At 41.2% G+C, this 24,650-nt stretch carries 18 protein-coding genes; 6 read left to right on the top strand and 12 right to left on the bottom strand.

What is annotated here, in order from left to right; translation table 11 throughout:
* Positions 1 to 36: 36 nt before the first annotated feature.
* Positions 37 to 1,266, bottom strand: a complete 1,230-nt coding sequence (locus tag BM380_RS05285) for an MFS transporter (RefSeq protein WP_090493362.1) — start codon at positions 1,264 to 1,266, stop codon at positions 37 to 39.
* A 175-nt stretch (positions 1,267 to 1,441) separates the two neighbouring features.
* Between BM380_RS05285 and gtfA the strand changes: the two genes are divergently transcribed.
* Positions 1,442 to 2,914, top strand: coding sequence for a sucrose phosphorylase (gene gtfA / locus BM380_RS05280; RefSeq protein WP_090493360.1), 1,473 nt, complete (start codon positions 1,442 to 1,444; stop codon positions 2,912 to 2,914).
* A gap of 73 nt (positions 2,915 to 2,987) precedes the next feature.
* Here gtfA and BM380_RS05275 read toward each other — a convergent pair whose 3' ends face one another.
* Both BM380_RS05275 and BM380_RS05270 read right to left on the bottom strand, forming a co-directional pair.
* Entirely contained in the window at positions 2,988 to 4,019 is a 1,032-nt protein-coding gene (locus BM380_RS05275; RefSeq protein WP_090493359.1) for a LacI family DNA-binding transcriptional regulator, read from the bottom strand.
* A gap of 81 nt (positions 4,020 to 4,100) precedes the next feature.
* Positions 4,101 to 4,994 (bottom strand): AraC family transcriptional regulator, encoded by an 894-nt coding sequence (locus BM380_RS05270; protein WP_090493357.1) that lies wholly within the window; start codon positions 4,992 to 4,994, stop codon positions 4,101 to 4,103.
* A 204-nt stretch (positions 4,995 to 5,198) separates the two neighbouring features.
* On the opposite strand from BM380_RS05270, the gene BM380_RS05265 reads away from it, so the two are divergent.
* From BM380_RS05265 to BM380_RS05245, 5 genes are all read left to right on the top strand, one after another.
* Positions 5,199 to 6,719 (top strand): acetaldehyde dehydrogenase ExaC, encoded by a 1,521-nt coding sequence (locus BM380_RS05265; RefSeq protein ID WP_090493355.1) that lies wholly within the window; start codon positions 5,199 to 5,201, stop codon positions 6,717 to 6,719.
* A gap of 303 nt (positions 6,720 to 7,022) precedes the next feature.
* On the top strand, positions 7,023 to 7,628 hold the full coding sequence (locus BM380_RS05260; protein WP_090493353.1) for a DUF998 domain-containing protein: 606 nt from the start codon (positions 7,023 to 7,025) through the stop codon (positions 7,626 to 7,628).
* A gap of 104 nt (positions 7,629 to 7,732) precedes the next feature.
* Complete coding sequence (locus BM380_RS05255) at positions 7,733 to 7,951, top strand: hypothetical protein (RefSeq protein ID WP_024602708.1); 219 nt, start codon at positions 7,733 to 7,735, stop codon at positions 7,949 to 7,951.
* Between the two features lie 62 nt (positions 7,952 to 8,013).
* A complete protein-coding gene (locus BM380_RS05250) occupies positions 8,014 to 8,565 on the top strand; it encodes a GNAT family N-acetyltransferase (RefSeq protein ID WP_090493351.1) in 552 nt (183 codons plus the stop codon).
* 479 nt (positions 8,566 to 9,044) lie between these two features.
* A complete protein-coding gene (locus BM380_RS05245; RefSeq protein WP_090493349.1) occupies positions 9,045 to 10,517 on the top strand; it encodes a S41 family peptidase in 1,473 nt (490 codons plus the stop codon).
* A gap of 73 nt (positions 10,518 to 10,590) precedes the next feature.
* On the opposite strand, the gene BM380_RS05240 is transcribed toward BM380_RS05245, so the two are convergent.
* The 9 genes from BM380_RS05240 to BM380_RS05200 all read right to left on the bottom strand — a co-directional run bounded on the left by BM380_RS05240 (position 10,591) and on the right by BM380_RS05200 (position 24,645).
* Entirely contained in the window at positions 10,591 to 13,584 is a 2,994-nt protein-coding gene (locus tag BM380_RS05240) for a TonB-dependent receptor (protein WP_090493348.1), read from the bottom strand.
* A 74-nt stretch (positions 13,585 to 13,658) separates the two neighbouring features.
* Positions 13,659 to 16,316: a glycoside hydrolase family 16 protein gene (locus BM380_RS05235; RefSeq protein ID WP_090493346.1), complete on the bottom strand. Its 2,658-nt coding sequence runs from the start codon at positions 16,314 to 16,316 to the stop codon at positions 13,659 to 13,661.
* A 271-nt stretch (positions 16,317 to 16,587) separates the two neighbouring features.
* Positions 16,588 to 17,376 carry a sterol desaturase family protein gene (locus tag BM380_RS05230; RefSeq protein ID WP_090493345.1) on the bottom strand — a complete coding sequence of 263 codons (789 nt, stop codon included), beginning with the start codon at positions 17,374 to 17,376 and terminating at the stop codon, positions 16,588 to 16,590.
* Positions 17,369 to 18,019 (bottom strand): CDP-alcohol phosphatidyltransferase family protein, encoded by a 651-nt coding sequence (locus BM380_RS05225; RefSeq protein ID WP_064663767.1) that lies wholly within the window; start codon positions 18,017 to 18,019, stop codon positions 17,369 to 17,371. Before BM380_RS05225 ends, BM380_RS05230 begins: the two co-directional genes overlap by 8 nt.
* 28 nt (positions 18,020 to 18,047) lie before the next feature.
* Complete coding sequence (locus BM380_RS05220; protein ID WP_090493343.1) at positions 18,048 to 18,686, bottom strand: ATP-binding cassette domain-containing protein; 639 nt, start codon at positions 18,684 to 18,686, stop codon at positions 18,048 to 18,050.
* 24 nt (positions 18,687 to 18,710) lie between these two features.
* Entirely contained in the window at positions 18,711 to 20,426 is a 1,716-nt protein-coding gene (locus BM380_RS05215; protein WP_090493341.1) for an ABC transporter permease, read from the bottom strand.
* Positions 20,423 to 21,700, bottom strand: coding sequence for an ABC transporter substrate-binding protein (locus tag BM380_RS05210; RefSeq protein ID WP_090493339.1), 1,278 nt, complete (start codon positions 21,698 to 21,700; stop codon positions 20,423 to 20,425). The genes BM380_RS05215 and BM380_RS05210 overlap by 4 nt, the downstream gene beginning before the upstream one ends.
* A complete protein-coding gene (locus BM380_RS05205) occupies positions 21,687 to 22,511 on the bottom strand; it encodes a DUF547 domain-containing protein (protein WP_090493589.1) in 825 nt (274 codons plus the stop codon). Before BM380_RS05205 ends, BM380_RS05210 begins: the two co-directional genes overlap by 14 nt.
* The gene (locus BM380_RS05200) at positions 22,492 to 24,645 is read right to left on the bottom strand and encodes an FAD-dependent oxidoreductase (protein WP_090493337.1); all 2,154 of its coding nucleotides are present in this window, start codon (positions 24,643 to 24,645) and stop codon (positions 22,492 to 22,494) included. The genes BM380_RS05205 and BM380_RS05200 overlap by 20 nt, the downstream gene beginning before the upstream one ends.
* Positions 24,646 to 24,650 lie beyond the last annotated feature (5 nt).

The raw sequence follows: 24,650 nt of genomic DNA, 5'->3' as shown, positions 1-24,650 counted from the left end.
TTTATATAGTGTTTTTTTAGCCCCCAATTTGTTGATTTACTCAGTTATTAGGTTGCTCTCTTGTAAAGCGCTGGCTGATGGGTCACGGAAATAGTTAAACAGCATCGCTAAAAATAAAATAATGGCAAAGCCGGTTGCAAGATAAAAACCATAACGTACATGACCAAAGTAATCGCTGATCATACCCATAAATAAAGGCGCTAATGCGGCTGAAAGTGCAGTGAAAAATAATATAACCCCAGCAACTGCGCCATGTTGTTGTACCGGGAAGCACGATATTCCTTTGGAGTTTAAGGTCGGGTAAACCATCGACATAAATAACCCTGAAAGCGGCAATAAACCAACAGCCCAATCAACGCCACCGACTAAAGTACCCACATAACACAGTGCAATACCTAAACTTAAGTAAGCCATAACACCTTGCCAGCTATAGCGGTTTAATAACCACACAGCAATAAAACGACCTGCGGCACGCAGTATAAAAAATATGGTGAGTGCATAGGTTGCCAAAAGGGGCCAAGAGCCCGTGTAGTCTTTTAACAGCGTCGGCATCCATACGTAAATGGCAACCTCGGTTGCAACATAAAGCGCAATGGCGAGCGAAAAGCCAAGCGCGTAGGGGTTTTTTATCATTTTCATGGTGGTAGCAAGTGAAGCGGGCTTTTCAGTGCTTTTAACAACGCTCGGATACTCTGCACGCCACGCTAAAAACGCTAAAATTAGGCACATAATACCGGCAATAATATATAAATAAGTCCAACTTACATTTTGTACCAGTAATACACCAACAAGTGCAGGTCCAACAATGGCACCAATACCAAAAAAGCCTTCTACTTTGTTCATGGTTTTAGTGTGCTCTGCGTTGCTATGAGAAATATCGCCTAATAACGCCAAAGCGCCGGTTTTAAATAAGCCAATAGCTAAGCCAATACAGCAAAGCAAAAAAATAAAAAATATAAAGCTGCTACTAATGGCGAATAAAAAGCAACTCGCAGAAAATATTAATAACCCAAGCATAATCGTTTTTTTACGCCCGAGGCTATCGGCTAAAAAGCCTAAAAATAATCCGCTAAAGGCAATTAGTGCCATAGGCGCATAGTGAAATGCACTGGCTTGGGTCATGCTTAAACCAAATTCAGTTATGAGCTCGGGAATGATCATGCCAACGGCATCGGAGGTCATGGCAAACATAAAAAACATCATATATGTGAGCCAGCGAATTTGTTGCAACGGATCGCTGCTTACGTGTGTGTGTGATTTTGTCATGTGCTTTTCCTCGTTAAATGCGTTCTTAACACCCAGTAAGTCAGTCAGTTACTGATTATAGTATTAATGTCGCCACGATATTTGTATGTAAAATTTATAAAAATAACTTGTAAATTCGTACGTGCTAGTTAAAGATATATCTTAATCGATTAAGTTTCAACATGGTAATCACACAATGATGAAGAATAAAGTTCAATTGATCACATACGCTGATCGAATTACTGGCCAAGATATAAATGCACTTACCACTCTTTTACATGGCCCATTAGAGGGCGTTTTTGGTGGTGTGCACTTATTGCCATTTTATAACCCAATTGATGGCAGCGATGCAGGCTTTGACCCGATTGATCATAGTGAAGTTGATTCTCGAATCGGTACTTGGGACGATATACAGGCACTCGGAAAAGACCATGATTTAATGGCTGACCTCATAGTGAACCATGTGTCGGCGCAATCTTTTCAGTTTCAAGATGTGCTGGCTAAAGGTAAAGCGTCAGCATTTTGGGATTTATTTTTAACCAAAGAAGACGTGTTCCCCAATGGCATGAGCGAGGCTGAGCAGCAAGCTATTTACCGTCCACGCCCAGGCAGTTGTTTTACGCCAATGAAATGCGGTGATGGTCAAACGTATGATTTTTGGACCACCTTTACCGATAATCAAATTGATATAAACGTAAAAGTAGAAGCGGGAATTGCGTATTTAAATAACGTGCTTACTAAGTTCTCTGCTAACAACGTTAATATTATTCGTTTAGATGCAGCGGGTTATGCCATTAAGCAGGCGGGTACTAATTGTTTTATGCTAGATGAAACGTTTGGCTACTTAGATAACTTATCAAAGCAAGCCAACGATTTAGGTATGGAAACCATTGCAGAAATTCATAGCCATTATCAAACACAAGTAGATGTAGCTAAGCGCGTTAATATGGTTTACGACTTTGCGTTGCCACCACTTATTCTACATAGCTTGTTTAATAACAATGCGGATGCATTACTTAAATGGCTAAAAATATCGCCGCGTAACTGTTTAACGGTACTGGATACGCATGATGGCATAGGCATTATTGATGCAGGCCCAATGGGTGAAAAACCAGGCTTATTAAATGCAGAGCAAATTGATAATCTAGTAGAAACCATGCATGCAAATAGTAACAATCAAAGCCGCCAAGCAACAGGCGCTGCTGCCAGTAATGTCGATTTATATCAAGTGAACTGTACTTATTACAATGCATTAGGCGCTAATGATTTTGACTATTTGCTGTCGCGCGCAATTCAATTTTTTGCGCCAGGTGTACCGCAAGTTTATTACGGCGGCTTATTTGCCTGTGAAAACGATATGGAACTGTTAGCAAAAACCAATGTTGGCCGTGATATAAATCGCCCATATTTGAACGCGGCTAAAATAGAGCAAGCCCTTAATAAACTGGTAGTAAAAGGGCTGATAGAGCTAATTAAAATGCGTAATGAACATCCCGCATTTGCAGGTGAATTTTCGGCTCAAGGCGGCGCAAGTGTTTGTTGTTTAATGTGGAAGCTTGAACAACAATCAATTTCATTGAGGATTGACTTTGCAAGCCGTACTGCACTTATTACGCAGGTTAATGGCACTCAAGAAAGCACTCTAAACTTACAAAGTTTATTGGCTTAAATAGCTTTATTTGTTGAAAACCAAAAGCCAAGCAGCCTCTGTTTGGCTTTTTTATTTGCTTTATTAGCAGTGCTTAGCTACTTGCACCAATATCGAGTGCGTAACCTACTTCATATTGTTTTTCTTCTTTAGAAATAAATAAGTTAGCAGCCATAACGCCCTTTTCTTGGCTATTTTGATGAATTGTAGTGAGACGAGGTACAAAACGAGCGGCTTCTTCTATGCCATCAAACCCCACAATACGCAGCTCACTGCCTATTTTTATCCCTTGTTTTATGGCTTCTCGCATGGTGGCAAGGGCAATTAAATCACTCATGCATATAATCACGTTAGGGCGAGGGGAGGCTGTTAATACCTCTTTTGCGGCAATATTTGCAAAGCGCTCACTGCTTTCAGGAATATTCCAAATGCGGTCGTCGGCAACCTTTATATTAGCCTCACTTAAGGCGCGTTGATAACCACGCAAACGTTGATGCGAAATAGATTGGCCAGTTTCAAATTCGTGATGTTCGTATACCCGGCACAATACATTTTCATCAAGTAATCTTAAACCTAATATAGCCACTTTATCATCTTGATTATGTAAAACATGTTTGGCTATTTCATAACTGGCTTGCTCGTTATTAACATTAATTGAGGCGTTACGGGCAATGTCAAAATCAACCGTCACCACATGTTTGGAGACTGTTTTTAATTGCTCTACTAGTGCTTTATTGCGCGGGCGACCATAACAAATAAAACCATCGACAAAATCAACAACGCTGTTGAGGTTGTCATTATTGCCTGAAAACAATAAAACATTAATATTGTTTTTTTCAAGTACCGAGGTTACTCCCCGCATAAAACTGCTCGCAACAGGGTCTGATACCATGTATTCCACGCTATCGGGAAGGATTAATGCAACAATATTAAAGGTGCCACTTCGCAAAGACTGCGCCGCTTTATTAGGGCCATAATACCCCAGCTCTTTGCACGCTTTAAGTATGGCTTCGCGGCGTTTAGCAGAGAGTTGATCAGGGCGATTAAACGCATTTGATACCGTAGCATTAGACACACCTAACTCTTTGGCAATACTCTTTAATGTCCAGCGGGTGGGTTTACTCATCGGTGACTCATTACTACTTACAACATTGCAAACAATCTAGCATATTAGGCTGTTTAATATAACAAAAACTGTTGTGTTAGGTTAGTGGCGACACGCTTTTGGTGCAATACCAAAAGTTTGCTTAAATAAACGGCTAAAATGACTGGCGCTATTAAAACCCAGGTCGTAGCACACCTTGCTTATAGCGTGGCCTTCTAATAAAAGCGTACGGGCCTTTTTAAGCCTAAGTTGTTGTTGCCAAAGCGCAGGGCTAGTACCAAAAGCAAGTTTAAACTGCTGATAAAACTTACTACGGCTCATACAGGTTATTTTGCAAAGGGTGTTTATGTCGAGGTTTTCGTTTAAATGCTCTTCAATATAATGCAGTGCATCACTCACGTTACTTTTTAGGCGCAGCTTGTCACAGTTGGCCAGCAATAAATCACGGCTTTGCTGTTGTAATAAACGGGTGATCAATTCGTTTAACGATAAATCAATTAAGTAGTGCCGCTCGGCGCCTTGCTCACTAAATAAATGCACCATGCGCTCTAATAACTGCTGCGTTTGAGTATTATGTTGGGTATGCACTAAATTAGGGCTGTATTCAAACAAGGCATCGTTTGCAAAATTTTGCTGCATATTAAGCGCATTAGCCACATTGGTTATTTTATCGGTGCTTATTTCAATGGCTAAACAGGTTGTGGGTGCGTTCATAGATGCATGCGGAAAATCAATTAGTACGCCTTGCTCAGGTGCTAATACAAACGATTCATGTGGTAAAAACGCTTTGTGGTATTGACTGCTCTCAACATGCATTATTTTTTTACCACTGAGCATGGCACAAAACAGTAATTCGTTAGAATGCAACGCCACTTTTTGCGCACTTTTATAGGTATCGTAAATACTTAGCTCAGAGTTATCGGCAGCAAAGGTCACTTTGTTTTCAATCAGTACATCAAGTTGTTGGCGTTTTTTATTTAACTGAGATGTGTGCATGTTCAGCCTTTTTTAATCGTTATAGAGCGTTTTTAATATGGACTCACAGACAACTTTTTTGGACAGCTAAGCAAGTTTTTAAGCGCTTAATGGTCTAATGTCAATCAATACCGATTAAATATAAAGCAACTAGCTACATTACTCTAACAAGTTGCTGGTATTTCGGCTTAGACTTTTAGCTAACAACAACAAGAGAACACACATATGATTTACGCAAATCCAGGCACAGCAGACGCACTCATCACATTTAAACAGCAGTATGGTAACTATATTGGCGGCGAGTGGGTTGCCCCAGTTAACGGCCAGTACTTTGATAATATAAGCCCAGTTAATGGCAAGGTATTTTGTAAAGTACCGCGCTCAGATAAAGACGACATAAACCTTGCACTCGACAAAGCCCATGCAGTAAAAACCCAGTGGGGCACCACCTCAGTCGCCGAGCGTAGCAATATACTATTAAAAATTGCCGACCGAATTGAACAAAACTTAGAGTTACTTGCAGTGGCCGAAACATGGGATAACGGCAAAGCGATTCGTGAAACCCTTGCCGCTGATATTCCACTTGCTGCGGACCACTTTCGTTACTTTGCCGGTTGTTTGCGTGCTCAAGAGGGCAGTATTGGCGAGATAGACGAAACTACGGTGGCGTATCATTTTCATGAGCCTCTAGGCGTTGTAGGGCAAATTATTCCGTGGAACTTCCCATTATTAATGGCCGCATGGAAATTAGCGCCTGCACTTGCAGCAGGTAACTGTGTAATATTAAAACCCGCAGAGCAAACACCCGCCTCAATCTTAGTGTTAATGGAAATTATTGGCGATTTACTGCCAGGGGGTGTTTTAAATGTGGTAAACGGCTTTGGTAAAGAAGCTGGTGAAGCACTGGCAACTAGTACGCGCATTGCTAAAATTGCCTTTACAGGCTCAACTCCTGTGGGCTCACATATTTTAAAATGTGCAGCCGAGAATATTATTCCTTCAACGGTCGAGCTTGGGGGGAAATCGCCTAATATCTTCTTTAGCGATGTTATGGAAAAAGACGACTCATATTTAGATAAGGCAATTGAGGGTGCCATTCTTGCCTACTTTAACCAAGGTGAAGTTTGTACTTGTCCATCACGCTTGTTCATTCAAGAAGATATTTATGAGCAATTTATAGAACGTATTTTAAAACGTACTAAACAAATTAAACGTGGCAACCCGCTTGATAGTGAAACCATGGTAGGCGCACAAGCCTCTAAAGCGCAGTTTGATAAAATTTTAAGCTACATTGAAATTGGTAAAGAAGAAGGTGCTGAAGTATTAACTGGCGGCCATGTTGAGCAATTAAGCGACGAGCTAAACGGCGGGTATTACATTCAACCTACACTATTAAAAGGACGTAATGACATGCGCGTGTTCCAAGAAGAAATTTTTGGCCCCGTTATTTCAATGTCGACCTTTAAAGACGAAGCCGAAGCACTTGAACTGGCTAACAGCTCAGAATTTGGTTTAGGCGCAGGGGTATGGAGCCGTAATATGAATCGTGCTTATCACTTTGGTCGCAAAATAGAAGCAGGTCGTGTATGGACTAATTGTTACCATATGTACCCAGCACATGCAGCGTTTGGCGGTTATAAAAAGTCTGGTATAGGCCGCGAAACTCACAAACTCGCGCTTGATCATTACCAACAAACTAAAAACTTGCTAGTAAGTTACAGCGAAGATCCGCTTGGCTTTTTTTAATAACGCGTTTTAGTTTAAACAAACAACCTATAAGTAATGAAAGCGCTACATTTTTGTAGCGCTTTGTTTTTTTTAAAACTAATACCGATAGCATTTGATTAGTGGTTAATTATAATGATAAAGAAATGATTTATTAATGAGGCGCTGGGTTGAAAAAGTAGATTAAAGGTTCTAGCTCAGGGCTGTTATGACTAGGTTTCAGGCTGTTTGTAAAAGCTCACAGCTCGTCACTCGAAGCCGGCTCATTTTCTCCTCTGTGTTCAAAAAGGCTTTAATGAATTAATCACAAAAAGGATTATGGTGATGTTTGAAACGATTGCGATTTATTCAGGGTTAATAGCCACATTATGGATTTTCATTGGTGTTTATGTAGCAAGTCGGTTTTATGAAGGTTACAGTCATTCTAAACAATTTTGTAGTGAATTAGGTGCAACGGGAAGCCCAACTGAAAAACTGTCACCGCTAATTAATAATTATCCTTTAGGTTTTCTATTTTGCTTTTTTGGCTGGTATTTGGCGCAATTGGCTAATGTTTCTATATTGGTTAATATTGTTGGTTGGTTAGTTATAGTGCATGGTATTGGTACCTGGGTTGCGGGTTACTTTCCTATGGATGCTGACCCATTTACTAAACATCCAACTTTTAGCTGCAAGGTTCACTCTTGGGCTGGTTTTATTATGTTACTTTCGCTGGTTGTAGCACCAATATTAATAGCTATTAGTCCAACCACAGAAATTACTCCTTTATACTTTCGTGTTTTTTCAATTGTTTCTGTTATCGCTACTGTTTATTATCTGTTTGCTATGGCTAAAGCGGGTAAGCTTCAAAGTAATCCAGGTACCTATCAACGTATCTCTTATGGTATCCAATTAAGTTGGTTAAGTGTTTTTTCAATAGTGTTAATGTAATTTTAAACTAATTTAAATCGTCTTCAATAATTTAGAGACTTAACTCACTAACGACTATGATTTATTTCAGCTTATTATTTGGCGCCACAACTCAAGGAAGGCTCATGAATATAAACCACGCTAAATTCCGTTTTATTTTACTAAAAGGTGTTCTAGGCTGGGGAATTCCTACCGCTATTTTATTTCAATTAATTATGTACTTTACAGGTGAGCAAGATTTTTTTGATGGAATCATTTCATCTTTAATAATATTTCCTTTAGTAGGCATATTATTTGGATACTTTTTGTGGCATTCGAAATATAAAAAAGAGCGAAATAACTGAGATAACAACCTTAATCACTTGGTTTGTTGAAATTTTTTAGCTTTGATAACAAGAAGGTTTGAGTGAAAATTTGTGAAACCCAAAGGTTGCTTATTCGGCAGTTTTCAATTGATGATGTGCCGGCATTAAGTGAAATTCTTAGTGACGATGAGGTGATGAAATACTCAATTCGTGGTGTATGCGATGAAGCTGCAACACGTGATTTTATAAAGTGGTGTTTACAATACTACGACTCATGTGGTTTGGGCCCATGGGCACTAATAGATAAAAACAGCGATTTACTCATTGGATTTTGTGGTATTTCTCCACAAAATATCGCGGGTAACGAAGAGCCTAATTTAGGGTATCGATTAGCGGTCGATTTTTGGAATAAAGGCTTAGCCTGCGAAGCGACTAAAGGTGTTTTAAAGTATGTGTTTACGCAAACTAATCATCAATCCGTCGTTGTTATTATTGAACCTGAGCATATTGCGTCATTGAAAGTAGCAAAGAAAATTGGCTTTACAGACTATAGCAATCATCAATTTCATGGTCGTGCTGTACAGTTATATCGATTAACTAAAGCGCAGTGGAGTAAATGGACTTCTTTAGATGCTGCTTATGTGGCCATCTAAAGCTCAAGATAGTTAACGTTGATTTGTTAAAAGGAAATTTTAATGGATTTAGATTCTCACATAGTTCAACTTGAAAAAAAACAACCGAAAGTTATTTAGTGCATCCCATTATTTGGGACTTACGATAGCGATGGCTGTTATTGTTTTGTTGTTAATGTTTTATTTCAGTCCATTGATAGGGCTTGCTTGTTCAGGTTTTGCTGCTTTCTTTTTAAACTATTTCTATTCACAGTATAGCTTTAGAAAACTCAACGCCCGCATAACACTACTGCAAACCAAAATTGAACAAACGTCTAAGTAAGGTGTTGCGCTAAATTTAAAGCCAGTTCATTTCAAATCTTACTCGTTGTTAGCTGCTTTTAATGTTGTTAAGTTACTGCTATAAAAATAATTTGCTGATACTTATTTGATTTAAGGTATTTTTAGTTCCACCAAATGAGTTTACAGTAATTATATAACCTAATTTAAAATGGATTTTCATGAACATAAAAACAAAAATAGTTAGCCGTACTTTATTGAGTGCTTTATTAATTACGCCTACCTTGAGCATGGCAGAATTAGCAGTTACTCCTCAAACACCAGAGCAATGGCGCAGTGTTACTGAACGTGATATTGAAGCTGCTTACAGTATTTCGGCAAAAAACCACCCCGGTATGTTTGATGTTAACAACCCAGTCTTTCCTGAGCTATTAAAGCAAGCAAAAGCAGAAGCACTTGCACTGTCTGCCAAAGCGAGTGGGCCGCAGGTTCATGTTGCGGCAATTGCGCGTTTTAGTACTGTGCTACAAGATGGTCATGCAGGTGTGTTTTCAAGCGTTGAACGACCTGCTCGTCGTTGGCCTGGTTTTAGTGCCGTTTGGCGGGGTGATGCATTAAAAGTGTATTACAGTGAAACAGATAATATAAATAAAGGTGATGTGATAAGTGGATGCGATGGACAAAGTACCGAGACGTTAATGCGACAAAGAGTGTTTAAATTTCATGGACAGGTTACACAACCTGGGCATTGGTGGCAGCAAGGTTGGCGGTTACTAATTGATGAGGGCAACCCCTTTTTAACACCTCTAAAAGAATGTCAATTTGTTAAAGCTAATGGGCAAGCTTACAGTAAAACCCTTGATTGGTCTGTTCGGCCAAAGAGTGTAAGTAAGCATTTAACACATGCTTATAATGGGGATGAGCTTACAACCGATTTAACTTGGCCTGCGCAAAACATAGCGTGGATTGCTATGCCCAGTTTTGCAAATAACGATAAGCAAACTCATGATTACAATAACCTGTATAAGAAAGTGGCGAGTCAACGTACTAAGTTACTCAGTGCAAAAACGGTGGTTTTAGATCTTCGTCATAACCAAGGTGGCTCGTCGTATTGGAGCTTAACGCTTGCAAAAGCGTTGTGGGGTGAGCAGGTTGTTGAACAAAAAATGGATAGCTACTCACAAAATAGCCGGGTTTGGTGGAGAGCGTCAAAAGACAATACCAACTATGTTAAATCGTTAATTGACGTGGTAAAAGATCAACCTGAAGTTCATGAACTGATTAAAGAAATAGCAGCAGGTATGGCGCAATCACTTGAAAATAATAAGCCATTTTACATTGAAGAGCTGCAAAATAAATCAAACCTAAGCGAAAGTACGGTACCAGTGAGTGACTTTAAAACACCGATTCTTGTTATTGTACCGCCACAGTGTGCAAGTGCGTGTCTTGATGCCATCGATGTATTTAAGCAGTTTTCAAACACTCAGTTATTTGGCGCGCCAAGCAGTGCTGACTCACTGTATATGGATGTTCGATTAGCTGAGTTACCCTCAGGTTTAGGTAAAGTGATAGTGCCTAATAAAGTGTATGTGAATAGAGCAAGAGGAAAGGGCGATTATTATAAACCCGATATTGCCTATAACGATATTGATTGGACAACCGATAAGCTATTAGAAAAAATTAAACAGTTATAAAAAAAGCCGCTCAATGAGCGGCTTTGACTTTTCAACTATAAGGGGTAATCAAAAACTGTATTTGGGCAATGTACTAATTGCCCATAGAGTATCTAACGCCAAAGGCATAACGAGGGCCGTATTGAGCCGCGCTTAAGAACTGACTTTCGAAGCGGCTAAATGAACGCTCGGTTTCGTTGGTTAAGTTCACACCTTCAAAGAATACCGTTGTGCTTTCGTTAACTTCGTAGTTCACACTAATATCCCACTGTAAGTACTCTTCTGCGTATTGTGGAGGAGCCGTAGCACCTGAGTCAGGTAAACCTTGCGCAATTAAGTACTCATCACGCCATGCACCGGTAATTTTCACCGATAAGCCATCTTTTTCGTAAAAGCCTTGTATGTTTGCAGAATCACTTAAACCAGCTAATACTGCTTGAGAGGCAAGGTAGTAGTTATCGTACTCTACATCACCATCAACAACGGTGGCATTAAAACCTGCACCAAAGCCTGAGTCGCCAAACAAGTGCTGAACAGCAAATTCAAAACCGTTTACTTTACGTGAACCAACGTTTTCAGGTGAATTGATGGTCCATTCAATCAGCGGATCAGTCGCTGGATCTGGTAATATACGGTTGTTTTCACCAATGCCTACGCCATTAGCTACAATTTCATTGTAAATTGCAGTGTCAGTTGCTTGATCTCCACGACCTTCAATGGCGGCTACTGCATTGTTCCAACGCTCACCTAAATACACATCATGTAAACCTTCAAAGGTAGTTTTTACCTGGGTGTTATCAATCCAATTATCTACGTCTTTCCAAAATAGACCGACAGCAGCGTAACTGCCTTCGCTGTAATAATACTCAAGGCTTAAATCTAGATTAGTTGATTTAAATGGCTCTAAGTTTGGATTACCACGGCTACCACTTCTTGAATTTAATTTAGGTGATGGTGTTAAAGCCAAGTTACCTAACATATCGCCAAGAGTTGGTCTGGTGATTGTTTGTCCCCATGATGCGCGGGTTACTAAGTCATCCGTAAGATCGACTTTAATATCAATCATAGGAAGTAGTAAGTCGTATTGTCCTTCATAGTCTACTTCAACTAATTCGCCACCAGCGGCAAATTGAGTTAACCACTCTGAACCGCCTGCCCAGTAAACTTGTTCCGCTACACGACTTTTTGCTGGGCTTACAATATCAGTTTCTTCATAACGAAGACCTAAGTTTACAAATACGTCGTAGTCGCTGACGTTAAATACCCAGTTGCTAGAAAGGTAAACACTAATGGTTTCTTCTTCTACTTCGTTAGTTGGGAAGTTATCAAAGCTACCAATTCGGTAATAATCACTACCAATTACGTCTTCGGTCAAATAAGCACTTTGACGAGCAAATGCTTCATCAAGGTCATAAGTGTAAGCATAACCTGGCGCTACGCCGTTAGGACCAAATGAAAATTCATCAAGGAATCCGCTTAAATCAACCCTTTCGAACATCGCATCTGGGAAAATTTCAGCGAATGTACCGTTGTTAAAGCCAGGTGCATTGGCGTTATTAGAGCCGCCCCAACCACTGAGTGTTTGTTTAGTGTAAGCCGCACCAAATTTAACGGTTTCAAGACCAATATCTGTATAAGTAAATAATTTACCGTCTAATTGTACTTGAGAAACTTCTGACTCACCTGGTGTTCTGGTAAAAATACTGAAGTTAGAACCAATTTGATTTGGACTTACTTCTTGTGTGCCGTTGTTCCAATTAATATTAAAACCCGGTACATCGCCTTCGCGGAAAAAGTATTCTTTAGTAGATAACTCTGCTGAGCCCAAAATAATACGGGCATTGGAGTTTAAGCCAGGATCTTTGCCATTATCTGTTGTGGTTTTTGAAGTATGGGCATCAAAGTTAAAACTAAGGTTTTCTGTTGCTAACCATTCAACATTAATACCGGTTGCTTTTGAGTCTACCTCGGCAGTTTCACGAAATGCCGTGAATGAGGCATCATCACCGGCTGAGTTATAGTAAATAGCGGTGCCATTTTCATCTAGCTCATAGGCATTACCATTACCACCAAACGAACCGTTCCAAATACCCCACGATAGTGAGTTATTACCTGTTGTTGCATTTGAGATTGTATGATCTAGTGTAAACGTTAAGTTATCTGTTGGTGCAAACTGAAAAGTGGCTTGCGCATTTAAACGTTCACGCTGAATATCATCTTTTGAAAAGCTGACTTCTTGTGGGAAGAAAGCGGCAGATACAAACTCACCATTATCCCCAGCATTTGGATCGAAAAACTGCTTAGCTGGGTTACCATCTGCATCCATTGGACGGTTATCAATTATGTTTTCAGCATCAACCGATAGGTTAGGGTTGACTAACCAAGAGCGTACATTGGCTGCTTGGCGTTGAAAATCACGGCGGTGGTATGAAAAGTTAGCTGAAAAACCAAACATTTCGTCAGCAAAAGTATTGCTGTAAATACCTGCAATTTCAGGTGTTACTTCATCACCTTCTTCTACCGATGTATCGTGAATGCCTTTAGCCATCAATGAAAAGCGCTGACCCGGCTTTTGTAGAGGTTTAGCGGTAACAATATTTACAGTTGCACCAAGGCCACCTGTTGGTGTATCCGCACGCGCTGTTTTCATAACTTCAAGTGAACTAACGCCTTCAGATGATAAGTTCTCAAAGTTAAATGAACGCGTAAAACCGGTGCCTGCCATTTGACGGCCGTTAAGTGTTACAAGGTTAAATGATGGGCCAAAACCACGTACGGTAATTTGGCTACCTTCACCGTTTGCACGACTCACCGATACACCCGTAATACGTTGTAGCGATTCAGCTAAGTTAGTATCTGGAAATTTACCCATTTCTTCAGCAGAAATGGCATCTACCACGCCTGATGCATCGCGTTTTACGTCCATTGAACGAATGAGAGAGCCACGAATACCTTTTACTTCAATAACTTCTAGTTCAGGTTCGGCAGTATTTTCTTGCGCAGCATAAGCGAAGTTAAATGTGCTTGCAGCGATGATAAGTGACACAGAAGCCGCTAGTGGGCTTTTTTTAAACTTATTTGTGTTCATAATTGCTCTGCTTTTACTTAATTTATTACGGTAAGTAGGTACTTTTAATTTAGTACCTACCACTGAATTAGGGTTTATGGGTTAGCGATAACCACATTGTCGATACGATAAACTGCACCTTCACCTGTTCCCCACGCTGGGAAAACCATCAGTACATTGATATCGCTAATGTCTAAACCTGCATCAAATAATGATTGCACTGTAAACGTGTATGTTTGCCATTGCCCAATAACCGGTACTTCACCTTCAACGCTTTGTGTAAGAGGAAGCTCTACCGCCGTTGCTGCACCTGTTGACTCAATTTTAAATGTCCACACTGAGTCAGGATCATTTGGTGGTGTCACCATTTTCATTTCAAATTGCACAACACCATTTGCTAATATTGCTGATGCATCAAAAGAAACCCCTTCGTCAGCTAAAAAGCCCATTACTGTTGGTGTAGCACCAATAACAAACTCAGCCACTGTGCCGTGTTCAGCATCGTCAGTTTCTTCAGTCGGTGTAGAGCCACCACAACAGTCCCAAATACTCCACATATCTGCGGCAGTATCTTGGAAAATAGTGATTTCATCGCCTGCTGATGCACTCGGATCGTACATTTTAGCGTTATCAACTCGGTAAACCGCACCTTCACCTGTGCCCCATGCTGGGAATATCATCACTACATCAATGGCACTAACATCTAAACCTGCGCCCGCTAAGTCAGCGAATGTAAAGGTATAAGTTTTCCACTCACCTACAACAGGTGCATCGCCAGCATCGGTTAATGGAAGCTCTGCCGCTGTATCGCCTTCATTAGATTCAATCTTCATTGTCCAAACAGCTGCTGGATCATTTGGATTTGACATTACTTTTACATCAAACTGTAGTACACCATTTTCTAAAATACTTGTTGCATCAAATGGTTTACCACTACCACCGGCTGAGGTGCGAGTATTAAAGCCTATTACAGTGGGTGCTTCGCCAATGCTAAACTCTGCTGTTAAACCGTGTTCTTCATCGTCCATTGCTTCAATTGGTGTTGAACCGCCACAACAATCCCACATTGGCCAATCTAAGTTTTGTCCGTCTGTGAATAGGTCTACAGATGGTGATTCACCAACATCGCCTTCAATCGCAACATTGGTAATTAAGTACTCAGCGCCTGCACCTGTTTGCCATGTTGGAAATACCATTAATACATCAATGGCACTTAAATCTAAGCCTCTTTCTTGTAGTAAAGAAAGTGGGAATGTATAGGTTTGCCATTGGCCAGTAACAGGAGTAACACCTTCATTACTATCGCTAAGGGCTACATCGCCGGTATTAGGACCACCATCACCCGCTTCAGCTTTTAATAACCAAGTAGTTGAAGATGTTGGCGGGGTTACTACTTTCATATCAAAGGTGAGTCGACCATTTAAATCAAGTAGAGGTGATGCATCAAATGGAGATGAAGTGCCAGTAAAATCATCTGGGAAGTGACCACCGCGGGTAGAAAACCCAAGCACAGTCCCGTTATTATCGTTAATGTTAAACTTAATTACCTCGCCTTTGTCAGCATCGGTAATGGTTTCTGGTGTGGTTCCACCGCAACAATCCCATGCGATCCAGTTGGCATTTAAGCTGCCATCAAAAATATCAAGATTCTTTGCAACACCATCACTTGGCGGGGTAGGTACAGGGGCTTTACCTTCAACAAGTGCATCTTCTAAGTTGTCGTAACCTGGGCGGACTGTTTCACAGCCTTTACCTGTGGTTGGGTTAGAGGCACATTCGTAAACACGCACGTAATCAATCTCAAAGCTTTGACCTTCTGCAAATGCTGCAGCGTCAACGCCTAAGTTATTTACGTTTTCAGGCCAATCACCACCAACAGCATTGTTTAAAATAAGGTAAAAGTCTTTATCAAATGGGGCATTATCCCAATGCGTTGTTAGCTCGCCGCTACCTTGTTCAAAGTATTCAGCAAACCAACCTTTATGCTTTAAGCCAACAGGTTCATCTTTTGAATTGTAACGAACTTCAGAGCGACGTTGAGTGGCGTATAAATAGCCATCTACGTACCAGCGAATTTCGCCTTCTTGCCATTCAATTGCGTAAGTATGAAAATCGTCTGCAGGATTCATCCCTTCAGGGAATGTATACGCTTTACCAGAACTTGAGTTATTTGGCCATTCGCGACCATAGTGAAGTGTGCCATGAATATTAGCTTCAACGGTGCCATCTTCAGCAACTGTTTTTAAATTTACCGCTTCTAAAATATCAATTTCGCCAGAGCGCGGCCAAGTACCATATTCTTCATCGGTTGGCATCATCCAAAAAGCTGGCCAGCTACCTTGACCCGAAGGCAACTTTGCACGCATTTCAAAGCGGCCATAAGTAAAGTCTGCGTTGTAACGGGTGTTTAAACGGGCTGATGTGTATGGTTTTTCTGCGCCTTCTTCTGCAGGTAAGGCGACTATGTTTAGTACACCGTCTTTAATAAAGGCGTTTTCTTCACTGTCGGTATAACATTGTTTCTCGTTGTTACCACCGCCAGCGCAGTTTAATTCAAAGTTCCACTTGTTAGTATCAATACTAGTGCTGTCAAACTCATCGTTCCATACCATACGCCAGTCAGAGACTGGTTCAGTAGGGTTTACTTTTTCAATATCTGTAGTAGTGGTTGCTGCGTCACCACCACAACCCGCCAGAGATGCTAATGAAATAGCAGCCAAAAGGCGAGTAATGCGTGTTGTTTTAATGTTCATAACTGAACCCCGTTCAACTGATTATTGTCAGAATATAGTGTATTTGTTGATTTTTTCATTTTTGTAAGCGCTTACATTTTTATGTGTGATAAATGTAAGCGCTTACAAATAATATGGGGGATTTTTAACTGGGTCAAGAATTTGTTTAAATAATTTACAATTGATTTACTTTTAACAGGGTGTTTTTGTTAACAGGAACGGTTAAACGCCCAAGTAATGTTATAAATAAAGGTTTAAAAGGTGTACATGGGCGTTTTCATTAGCCGTATTGCTATTTTTTAAATGGCATTATTAACAATTGCCACAAGGATGAATTTTGTTCGGGGTTTGGGTATTGGCTCAAACCAAGTGCAATACGTTTATCAGGCTGGTTTGCCTGTGATTTATAGCTGCCAAAAAGTCTATCCCACCAAGTAACACTAAACCCAAAGTTACTGTTTGTTTCTTCGGGGTTTTGGCTGTGATGTATGCGGTGCAGCGCTTGGGTGATCAGGATTAAACGCAGTGGTTTTTCTATTGCGTTTGGCAAGCGAATATTTGCGTGGTTAAACAGTGCTAACCCATTGAGTGTTATTTCAAATATAAGTACTGCAATGGCGGGCACGCCAAGAGCAGTTATGGCGGCAAGCTTTATCAATATGCTAAGACCTATTTCAATAGGGTGAAAGCGCAGCCCAGTGCTTGTATCTACGTGCGCATCAGCATGGTGAACACGGTGTAAACGCCATAAAACTGGAATTTTATGAAATAACCTGTGTTGCCAATAAATCAGTACATCTAGCAACAGCAGGCTAAGTATAATTGCTACTGAAAGAGGCATAGTTAGTTGATTAAACACACCGATACTATGTTCTTGGTTATAAAGCGCGGCGGCGGTTAACCCTAAAGGAACCGCTAACCGAGCAATCACTGAAGAGGTAAATACAAGACCAAAATTCGCAACCCAACGTTTAGTGGCTTTTATGGGCGATTGCCGTGCAGGGGCTTGCCACTCAAGCAGCATCATTATGACTAAAATACTTACAAAACAGCCAAGCCGCCACCATAATTCGTTATCCATTGGTAGCCTCCGTTTTACTGATATTAGTTTCTTGTTGTTTTAATGTGTGATAACCGCCATAAATACGGGTGAAAATCGTTATGGCGCAAGCTGCAGCAAATAAGCTGGCCATTATGGCAAAGTGCTGCGGCCAGATACAAAAGGCAACAAATAAGGCAATGGTTTCTGTGCCTTCGGTTAAGCCATTTAAGTAGTAAAAACTTTTATATTTAAATTGTGGTTTGTCGAGTTTAAATTTTTCAGCGGCAATTGCAAAGGCCAAAAAGCTGGAACCGGTACCTATAAAAGTAGCCAGTAAAATAGCACCTGCAATGGCATTTTGTGCTGGATTAGCCAAAATAAAGCCCAGTGGAATCGCTGCGTAAAATAAAAAGTCGAGAGTAATATCTAAAAACCCACCCGCGCTAGAACTTTGATTAGCATAGCGGGCTAATGCGCCATCCAGTCCATCTAAAATTCTATTCAACGCAATGGCGATTAATGCGCCATACCACATTTCAAAGGCAAGTAAAGGCACGGCAAACATACCCACTAAAAAACCAAAAACAGTGAGTTGATTAGCTGTAATGCCGCTTTTATTAATGAGCATAACAACCGGTGTTAGTAGTGGCTTTATAATGGGGGTAACAAATTTATCTAACATACGTATTGCCTTGAATATGAGTCAGGTTTTAAGCATCAGTGCCTAAAGTAATCACTTTGCCAGCTGTTGCCTCGGCGTCACTGTGGTCGTGTGTAACCATAATGGCAGGCAATTTATGCTCGCGTATTTGACTAAACACCAGTTCGCGGGTATTAACACGCAATTGGGTGTCGAGTTTACTAAAAGGCTCGTCGAGTAAAATAGCTTTAGGTTCGCTGAGCAACATGCGTAGCAGTGCAACACGCGCTTGCTGCCCACCAGATAGACTGTCGGGATGGCGGGCTGCCAATCCTGTTAAGCCAACTTGTTCTAGGGCGTGGTCTATTTTTTCAAGACGCTGCTTTTTATTGCCTTTGGGCATAGCAAAGGCAATATTTCCTGCCACTGTTAAATGCGAAAACAATAAAGCGTCTTGGTAGAGCACCCCAATATGGCGTAAATGCGGGGGGGTGTTATCTATATTTTGATCATTTAGCCATACTTCGCCTTGTGCCCTAAAGTCTTTGGGCAAACAGCCTGTAAGCCAATTTAATAAGCTTGACTTGCCACTGCCCGATGGCCCCATAATGGTGAGTATTTCGCCGCCATTTACTTGCTCGTTTAAGCTTAGTAACAGCTCGCCTTGACGATAAAGCTGACAATCTTTGATGTGTAATGATGACTGCATTAAATAGCCTTAATGGTTTTATAGTTAAGCGCGCGCTTTAAAAAAGTATTTAGGTAACACCCATGCCACACCAAAACCAATTAGCGGCAACGCCATTTGAAAAATGGCGTAAACTGCACTGGTGCGCCTGCTTGCGCCATTAGCAAGGGTTACGGCTTCGGTGGTAATGGTACTTATACGCCCGCCACTGGCTAAAAGTGTAGATAAATATTGGCCAAAACTAATCGCCAGTCCAAGCGCTATCGCGATTAAAATAGGGGCGAATAGTTGTGGCAATTTAACCTGTAAAAACACCTTGCAGGGACTTGCCCCCAAGCTTGCGGCAACGCGCGCTAATCGAGGGTCTAAACGCCTGTAACTATCGGCAATAGATAAAAAAACATACGGTAAAACAAATAAAACGTGCACAAATATCACATTAAAAAAGGCATGCTGGCTATTGAGCAGTTGTTGTAACCACACAATACCAAATAAAAACGCAATACTGGGCACTAATAAAGGAAGATAAATAATTAACTGTGTCCATTTCGACATGGGTTTCGTGTTTAACTGCTCGGCTTCTAAGCACAGCAATACCATAGTGATAGCAAACAGCGTACTTATTACCCCTATTATTAAGGTATTAAACAAGGGAGTATGTATTTGTGTAAATGCATGTTGAAAATGCAGAAATACCACGCTTGAGGGCACGGTATCCGGAAAACGCCAATAGCCCGCTATTGACCACATCACTAACCCAATTAGCGCAGCAACAATAAAAATTAAAATTAGACTCGTGAAAACATGAGTAAATGTGCAGATCAATTGATGTGCATACTGGCGGCGGCCATTAATAAGTGATTGCTTAAAAACTAGAGCAATGATTTTTTCAAGCAATAGCCACGTTAAGAGTAGTCCAACAGTGACCGCTAATTGTAACAGGGCACCCGCCGAGGCTTTTATTCGCAGGTTTAAATCTACATCGTTAAACCAGTGCATTATAGCAACGGCTAAAGTGGGAGGGGTATTTGGGCCAAGAATGAGTGGCATTTCAACGCTGGCGCTGGCATAAGCAAGTACTGCAAAAATAGGTAAACGTAACAGTGGGTATAAACTGGGTAGCACCACTTTAAAAAACGCCACCATAGGGTAATAACCTAAATTAACCGCAATTTGATGCTGCTTGCGTAGCTTTTTACCAAGTTCGGGTTGCGCCAAAACACCCAATGCAATCAGTAGTAAAAAAGGTAACTCTTTAAGCACAAGCCCAATAATAATGCTCCAGCCAAAAGCGTCGTAAGGTAACGCGCCTTCTGGCGCTAATTGCCAGCCAGTTAACCATGGAGAAACTAAACGAGTAAATAACCCCGATGGCGCAATTAAAAAACTCACCGCAATCGCGGCAGCGGCATGCGGAATAACCAATATTGGACTTAAAATATATTCAATGCGTTTAAGCCACACACTATTAAAAAACGCGCCAAGCATAATGATCATCAGCATAAACGCGATCAAGGTACTAATAAGCCCTGTTCGTATGCTCAGCCCTACCATGTGAGTCAATCCAGGCGTTTGCCACAATGCGTTAAACCCTGCTAAGCCAATATTTGTTTCATTGAGTGCCGGCGCCCAACCAAAGGCAGGTAAAAGCACGCCGATTACCCCCCCTAAAACGGGTAAAGTAAGCAATGCAACCAAACAGTAAGGACTTAGTTTGACCAAAAAGGTAAATAGGCTATTTGAAGCGGGTACTTTATTCATTGACTTACCCCATAGCGCGTTTGCCAACCTTGCATTATGGCATTAACCCAACTTGGGTGAGGCTCACTGAGTGTGCGTTTTATGCTATTAAAAGGCAGCGCACTTGGGTGCGGTTGTGTGGTTTTAAATAAGGCTTGTTGCTGGGTATTTAGCATTGATTGGATCAACACGGTTTTATCGCCCCAAATAGTGGGCTTTTGTTTATGAGCTTGCGCTTGAGGGCTTAATAAAAAATTAGCGACTAACTGTGCGCCTTGTGCATGGCTTGCATTATACGGTATTGCTACAAAATGGGTGTTACTTAAACTGCCATCATGCATAGCATAACTGCGGGTGCTGGTGGGTAAATCAAAGCGTTGTACTGCAGCGGGCACTTCTGGCGCTGAAAAGGTAAACCCGATACTAAGCTCAGTATCGTCAATTAAGCGGCGCATTTGTGCGCCACTTTGCATAAAATGTTTGCCGCTACGCCAAAGCGTAGGGTGTAATTTATTTAAAAATACCCACAAAGGGTTGAGCACCTCAGTGGTGTTTTTATCTGTAGCTGGCTGGTTTAGCTGTGCTTTTAATTCATCATCGTTGTTGTTATGTAGTACCACTAAAGCGTATTTTAAAAAGCTCATGCCTAAAAAATCAGGCGGCTTTGGGTAACTAAAACGCCCAGGGTTTTGCGCGCTCCAAGTTAATAACTGATTTAGGGTGGTGGGTAATTGATTCGTTGTGCTGCCATCTATTGCTAGGCTGTCGTAATAGAAAGTGAGCGACGCTTGCCCCCAAGGCGCTTCCATCCCGTTTGTAGGCAAACCAAAATCAAAGTTTACCGCGGGGTTATTATTAGGATCGGTTAATGCAAAATTTGGCAGCGTCTGGGCCCAGTCTTTAAGCAGCAAGTCATGCTTACTCATAGCGGCAAAGTTAGCGCCATTGATCCAAATTAAATCGACACTGCCTTGAACGTGATTATTGGCTGATTTTTCTGCTAATACTCGGCTTACTGCTTCGCTGGTATCGCTTAATTTTACATGCACTAATTCAATATCATATTGCGCTTTGACCTGCTCAGCCACCCATTGAATGTAGGCATTTATTTGCGGATCGCCGCCCCATGCATAAAAATAAACGGGTTGGTTTTTACCTTGGCTTTGGATAGTTTGCCAGCGAGTATCAGAGGGAGAGGTTGCCATGGTTTTAAAGCTAGCAATTAAAGCAATGCACAAAGCAATACTCAAAAAACAATATCGGCTGAGTATTTGTATTGGCTTAACGACGTGCATTTAAATTCCAGTTGTAATCTAAAAATTTAATTTTCATGTCATTATTTTGCAGCGCTTCTTGTTGAGCGGGTAGCAGTTTTAATGCATCAGCGTATTGTGCTAAAAACGGGTGTAATGTGTTTGCTCCTTTAAAGCCTTGTTCAAAATCACCGCCGTACCATTTAAAAATAGACGATACATTTAAAGTATTGCCTGTTGCCATGTTGCGGGTGTTGTCTGACAAAAAACGAACAGTTTGCAGGTGTAATTGCTCTTCTAGTTTATCTGCCGAGTAGGCTTCTTCACGAAGTGCAGGGCAACCAATGCTGGCGCAGTTTACTGCAAAGTGAATACGCGGGTCGTTGTATTTACCACTACCACGAATTAACTCATGCTCTATATCATCAAGGCTGCGTGTTTTACCTAGCAGCGAAATAAACTCTTTACTCCACGGTGAACTAAAAAAGCTACCTAACTCTTTGATTGATTGAATATTAGGATACTGTGTTAATATTAGTTCAACGGTAAAGGCATTATAGGCATTAATTAAAAACGCCAACTGTTTGTGTTTGTCCCACGTGTTAAATTCACCTGGTGTGATGGTTGTTAACGTATTTAAATATGCTTTTAATTGGGTATGCTCGTGTTTAATTGCAGCGTAATCAACCTCAGTGCTGTGCCCATGATTAATAGCGACAACATGTTTAGTTAATAGCGTGTTCCAACTATCGTGCAGGTTTTGTGCACTACTTTTAAACGCCGTGACCAGTAGTGCACTTAAAACTAAAAGCTTCAATAACGTATACAAAGGCTTAACCTCGGCGCCATGAATGGTATTTTTCAAGCATGTTTAAAACAGTTTGTGGAGCATGGTTACGTTTCCATTCACCAGCGGCATATTTGTTGCCTTCTGCCCATGTTGGGTAGCTGTGAATTGTGCCTAGAATTTTATTAAGGCCAAGGCCGTGTTTCATGGCTAAAACAAATTCAGCAATTAAATCGCCTGCATGCTCAGAAACCACAGTAACTCCGAGTATTTTGTCTTTTCCTTTAGGGGTGATCACCTTAATAAAGCCATTATTGGCGCTCTCAGTAATGGCGCGGTCTAACTCTTCAAACTCAAAGCGGGTGATTTCATAGTCTATGCCTTTATCAATTGCTTCTTGCTCGTTTAGGCCTACGCGCGCGACTTCTGGATCAATGAAGGTGGTCCATGGAATAACACGGTAATCTACTTTAAACTTTTTAAAGTGGCCAAATAAGCCATTAACCGCCGCGTACCACCCCTGATGAGCCGCAACGTGAGTAAACTGGTACGGGCCTACAATATCGCCTGCGGCAAAAATATTAGGGTAGAGTGTTTCTAAGTAGTCGTTAGTTACTATGGTGCGATTAGTTTCTATACCAAGCTCTTCAAGGCCATAGCCTTTGAGGCGTGCGCTTCGGCCAACGGCACACAGTAGCTCATCATATTCAATATCAATTTCGGTGTCGTTGTGTTTCACCACGAGGTACTTTTTACCCTCGCGTGCTTCACAGCGCAGCGCTTGGTGCGAGGTTAAAATATTAACGCCACTATCGGCCAGTGATTGGTGTGCAAAAGCTGACACTTCAACATCTTCTTTAATCATAACGTGCTCAGCCATTTCAACTTGCGTCACACTTGAGCCTAAACGGGCAAAGCTTTGTGCAAGCTCACAACCAATCGGGCCCCCACCTAAAACAACCAGTTTTTTGGGCGCTTCGTCGAGCTCGGCAAATTTGCTCCATAAAGTATCGCTGGTAACGTAACCGGTTTCTTCAATACCTGGCAGTGGCGGTACAAACGGGCGAGCACCGGTGGCAATAACAAGTGTGCGAGCGGTAAGAGTTTGCGTGCTGCCATCGTTAAGTTTAATTTCTACTGTCCACGGGTCAATCAATTTTCCATAGCCTTTTAAAACCTCCACACCTAAATTTGTGTAGCGCTCTACGCTGTCGTGCGGGGCTATATCAGCAATGACTTGATGTACACGTGCCATTACTTTTTTAAAGGAAAACTGCGGTGTAGTGTTTTCAAGGCCATAGTTTTCACCATGGCGCATTTGCTGTGCTATTTTTGCACTTTTAATAATCGCTTTACTAGGCACACAGCCAGTGTTTAAGCAGTCACCACCCATTTCGCCGGCTTCAATTAAAGTGACTTTGGCTTTTACTGCGGCGGCAATATAGCTGGTAACTAAGCCGCCTGCACCCGCGCCAATAACAATCATGTTACGGTCGAATTTTTTGGGCTTAGTGTAGTTTTTATAAACCCGTCGTTTTTTAAATACATTTAAAATCGCTTTCGCAATCAGTGGGAATACACCTAATAGAGCAAATGACAGAATTAAATCTAGTGACAAAATGCCCGATAAACGCTCAATTTGTGCAAGTTGAGTACCGGCATTCACAAATACAAAGGTGCCTGCCAACATACCAATTTGGCTCACCCAATAAAAAGTCCACGACTTAATAGCGGTTAAGCCCATCAATAGGTTAATTAAAAAGAACGGAAATACCGGCACTAAACGCAAAGTAAAAAGGTAAAAAGCGCCTTCTTTATCTACGCCTTTATCGATAGCAGCTAGACGCTCAGGAAACCGTTTTTTAATGGTGTCGCGTAATAAATAGCGTGACACTAAAAAGGCAAGGGTAGCACCAATCGTTGAGGCAAACGACGCCACCAGTAAGCCTTCTACTAAGCCAAATAATGCGCCTGCGGCCAATGTTAAAATAGCTGCGCCGGGTAAAGAGAGAGCCGTTACTACCACATAGAGCAAAAAGAACCCGCCAATAACTAACAACGGCGATTGCGCTTTGTATTGGTTAAACTGATCCATCGACCCTTTTAAGCCATCGAGTGTAAGTAACTGGTGCAAATTAAAATGAAAGAACATGCCAATACCGGCTGCTGCAATCAATACTAACAATAGTTTTTTAATCATATTAT

The organism is Pseudoalteromonas sp. DSM 26666, from assembly GCF_900116475.1.
GTDB classification, from domain to species: domain Bacteria; phylum Pseudomonadota; class Gammaproteobacteria; order Enterobacterales; family Alteromonadaceae; genus Pseudoalteromonas; species Pseudoalteromonas tetraodonis.
The sequence above is the reverse complement of the archived record's forward strand: the minus strand, read 5'-3'. Positions and strand labels throughout refer to the sequence as shown.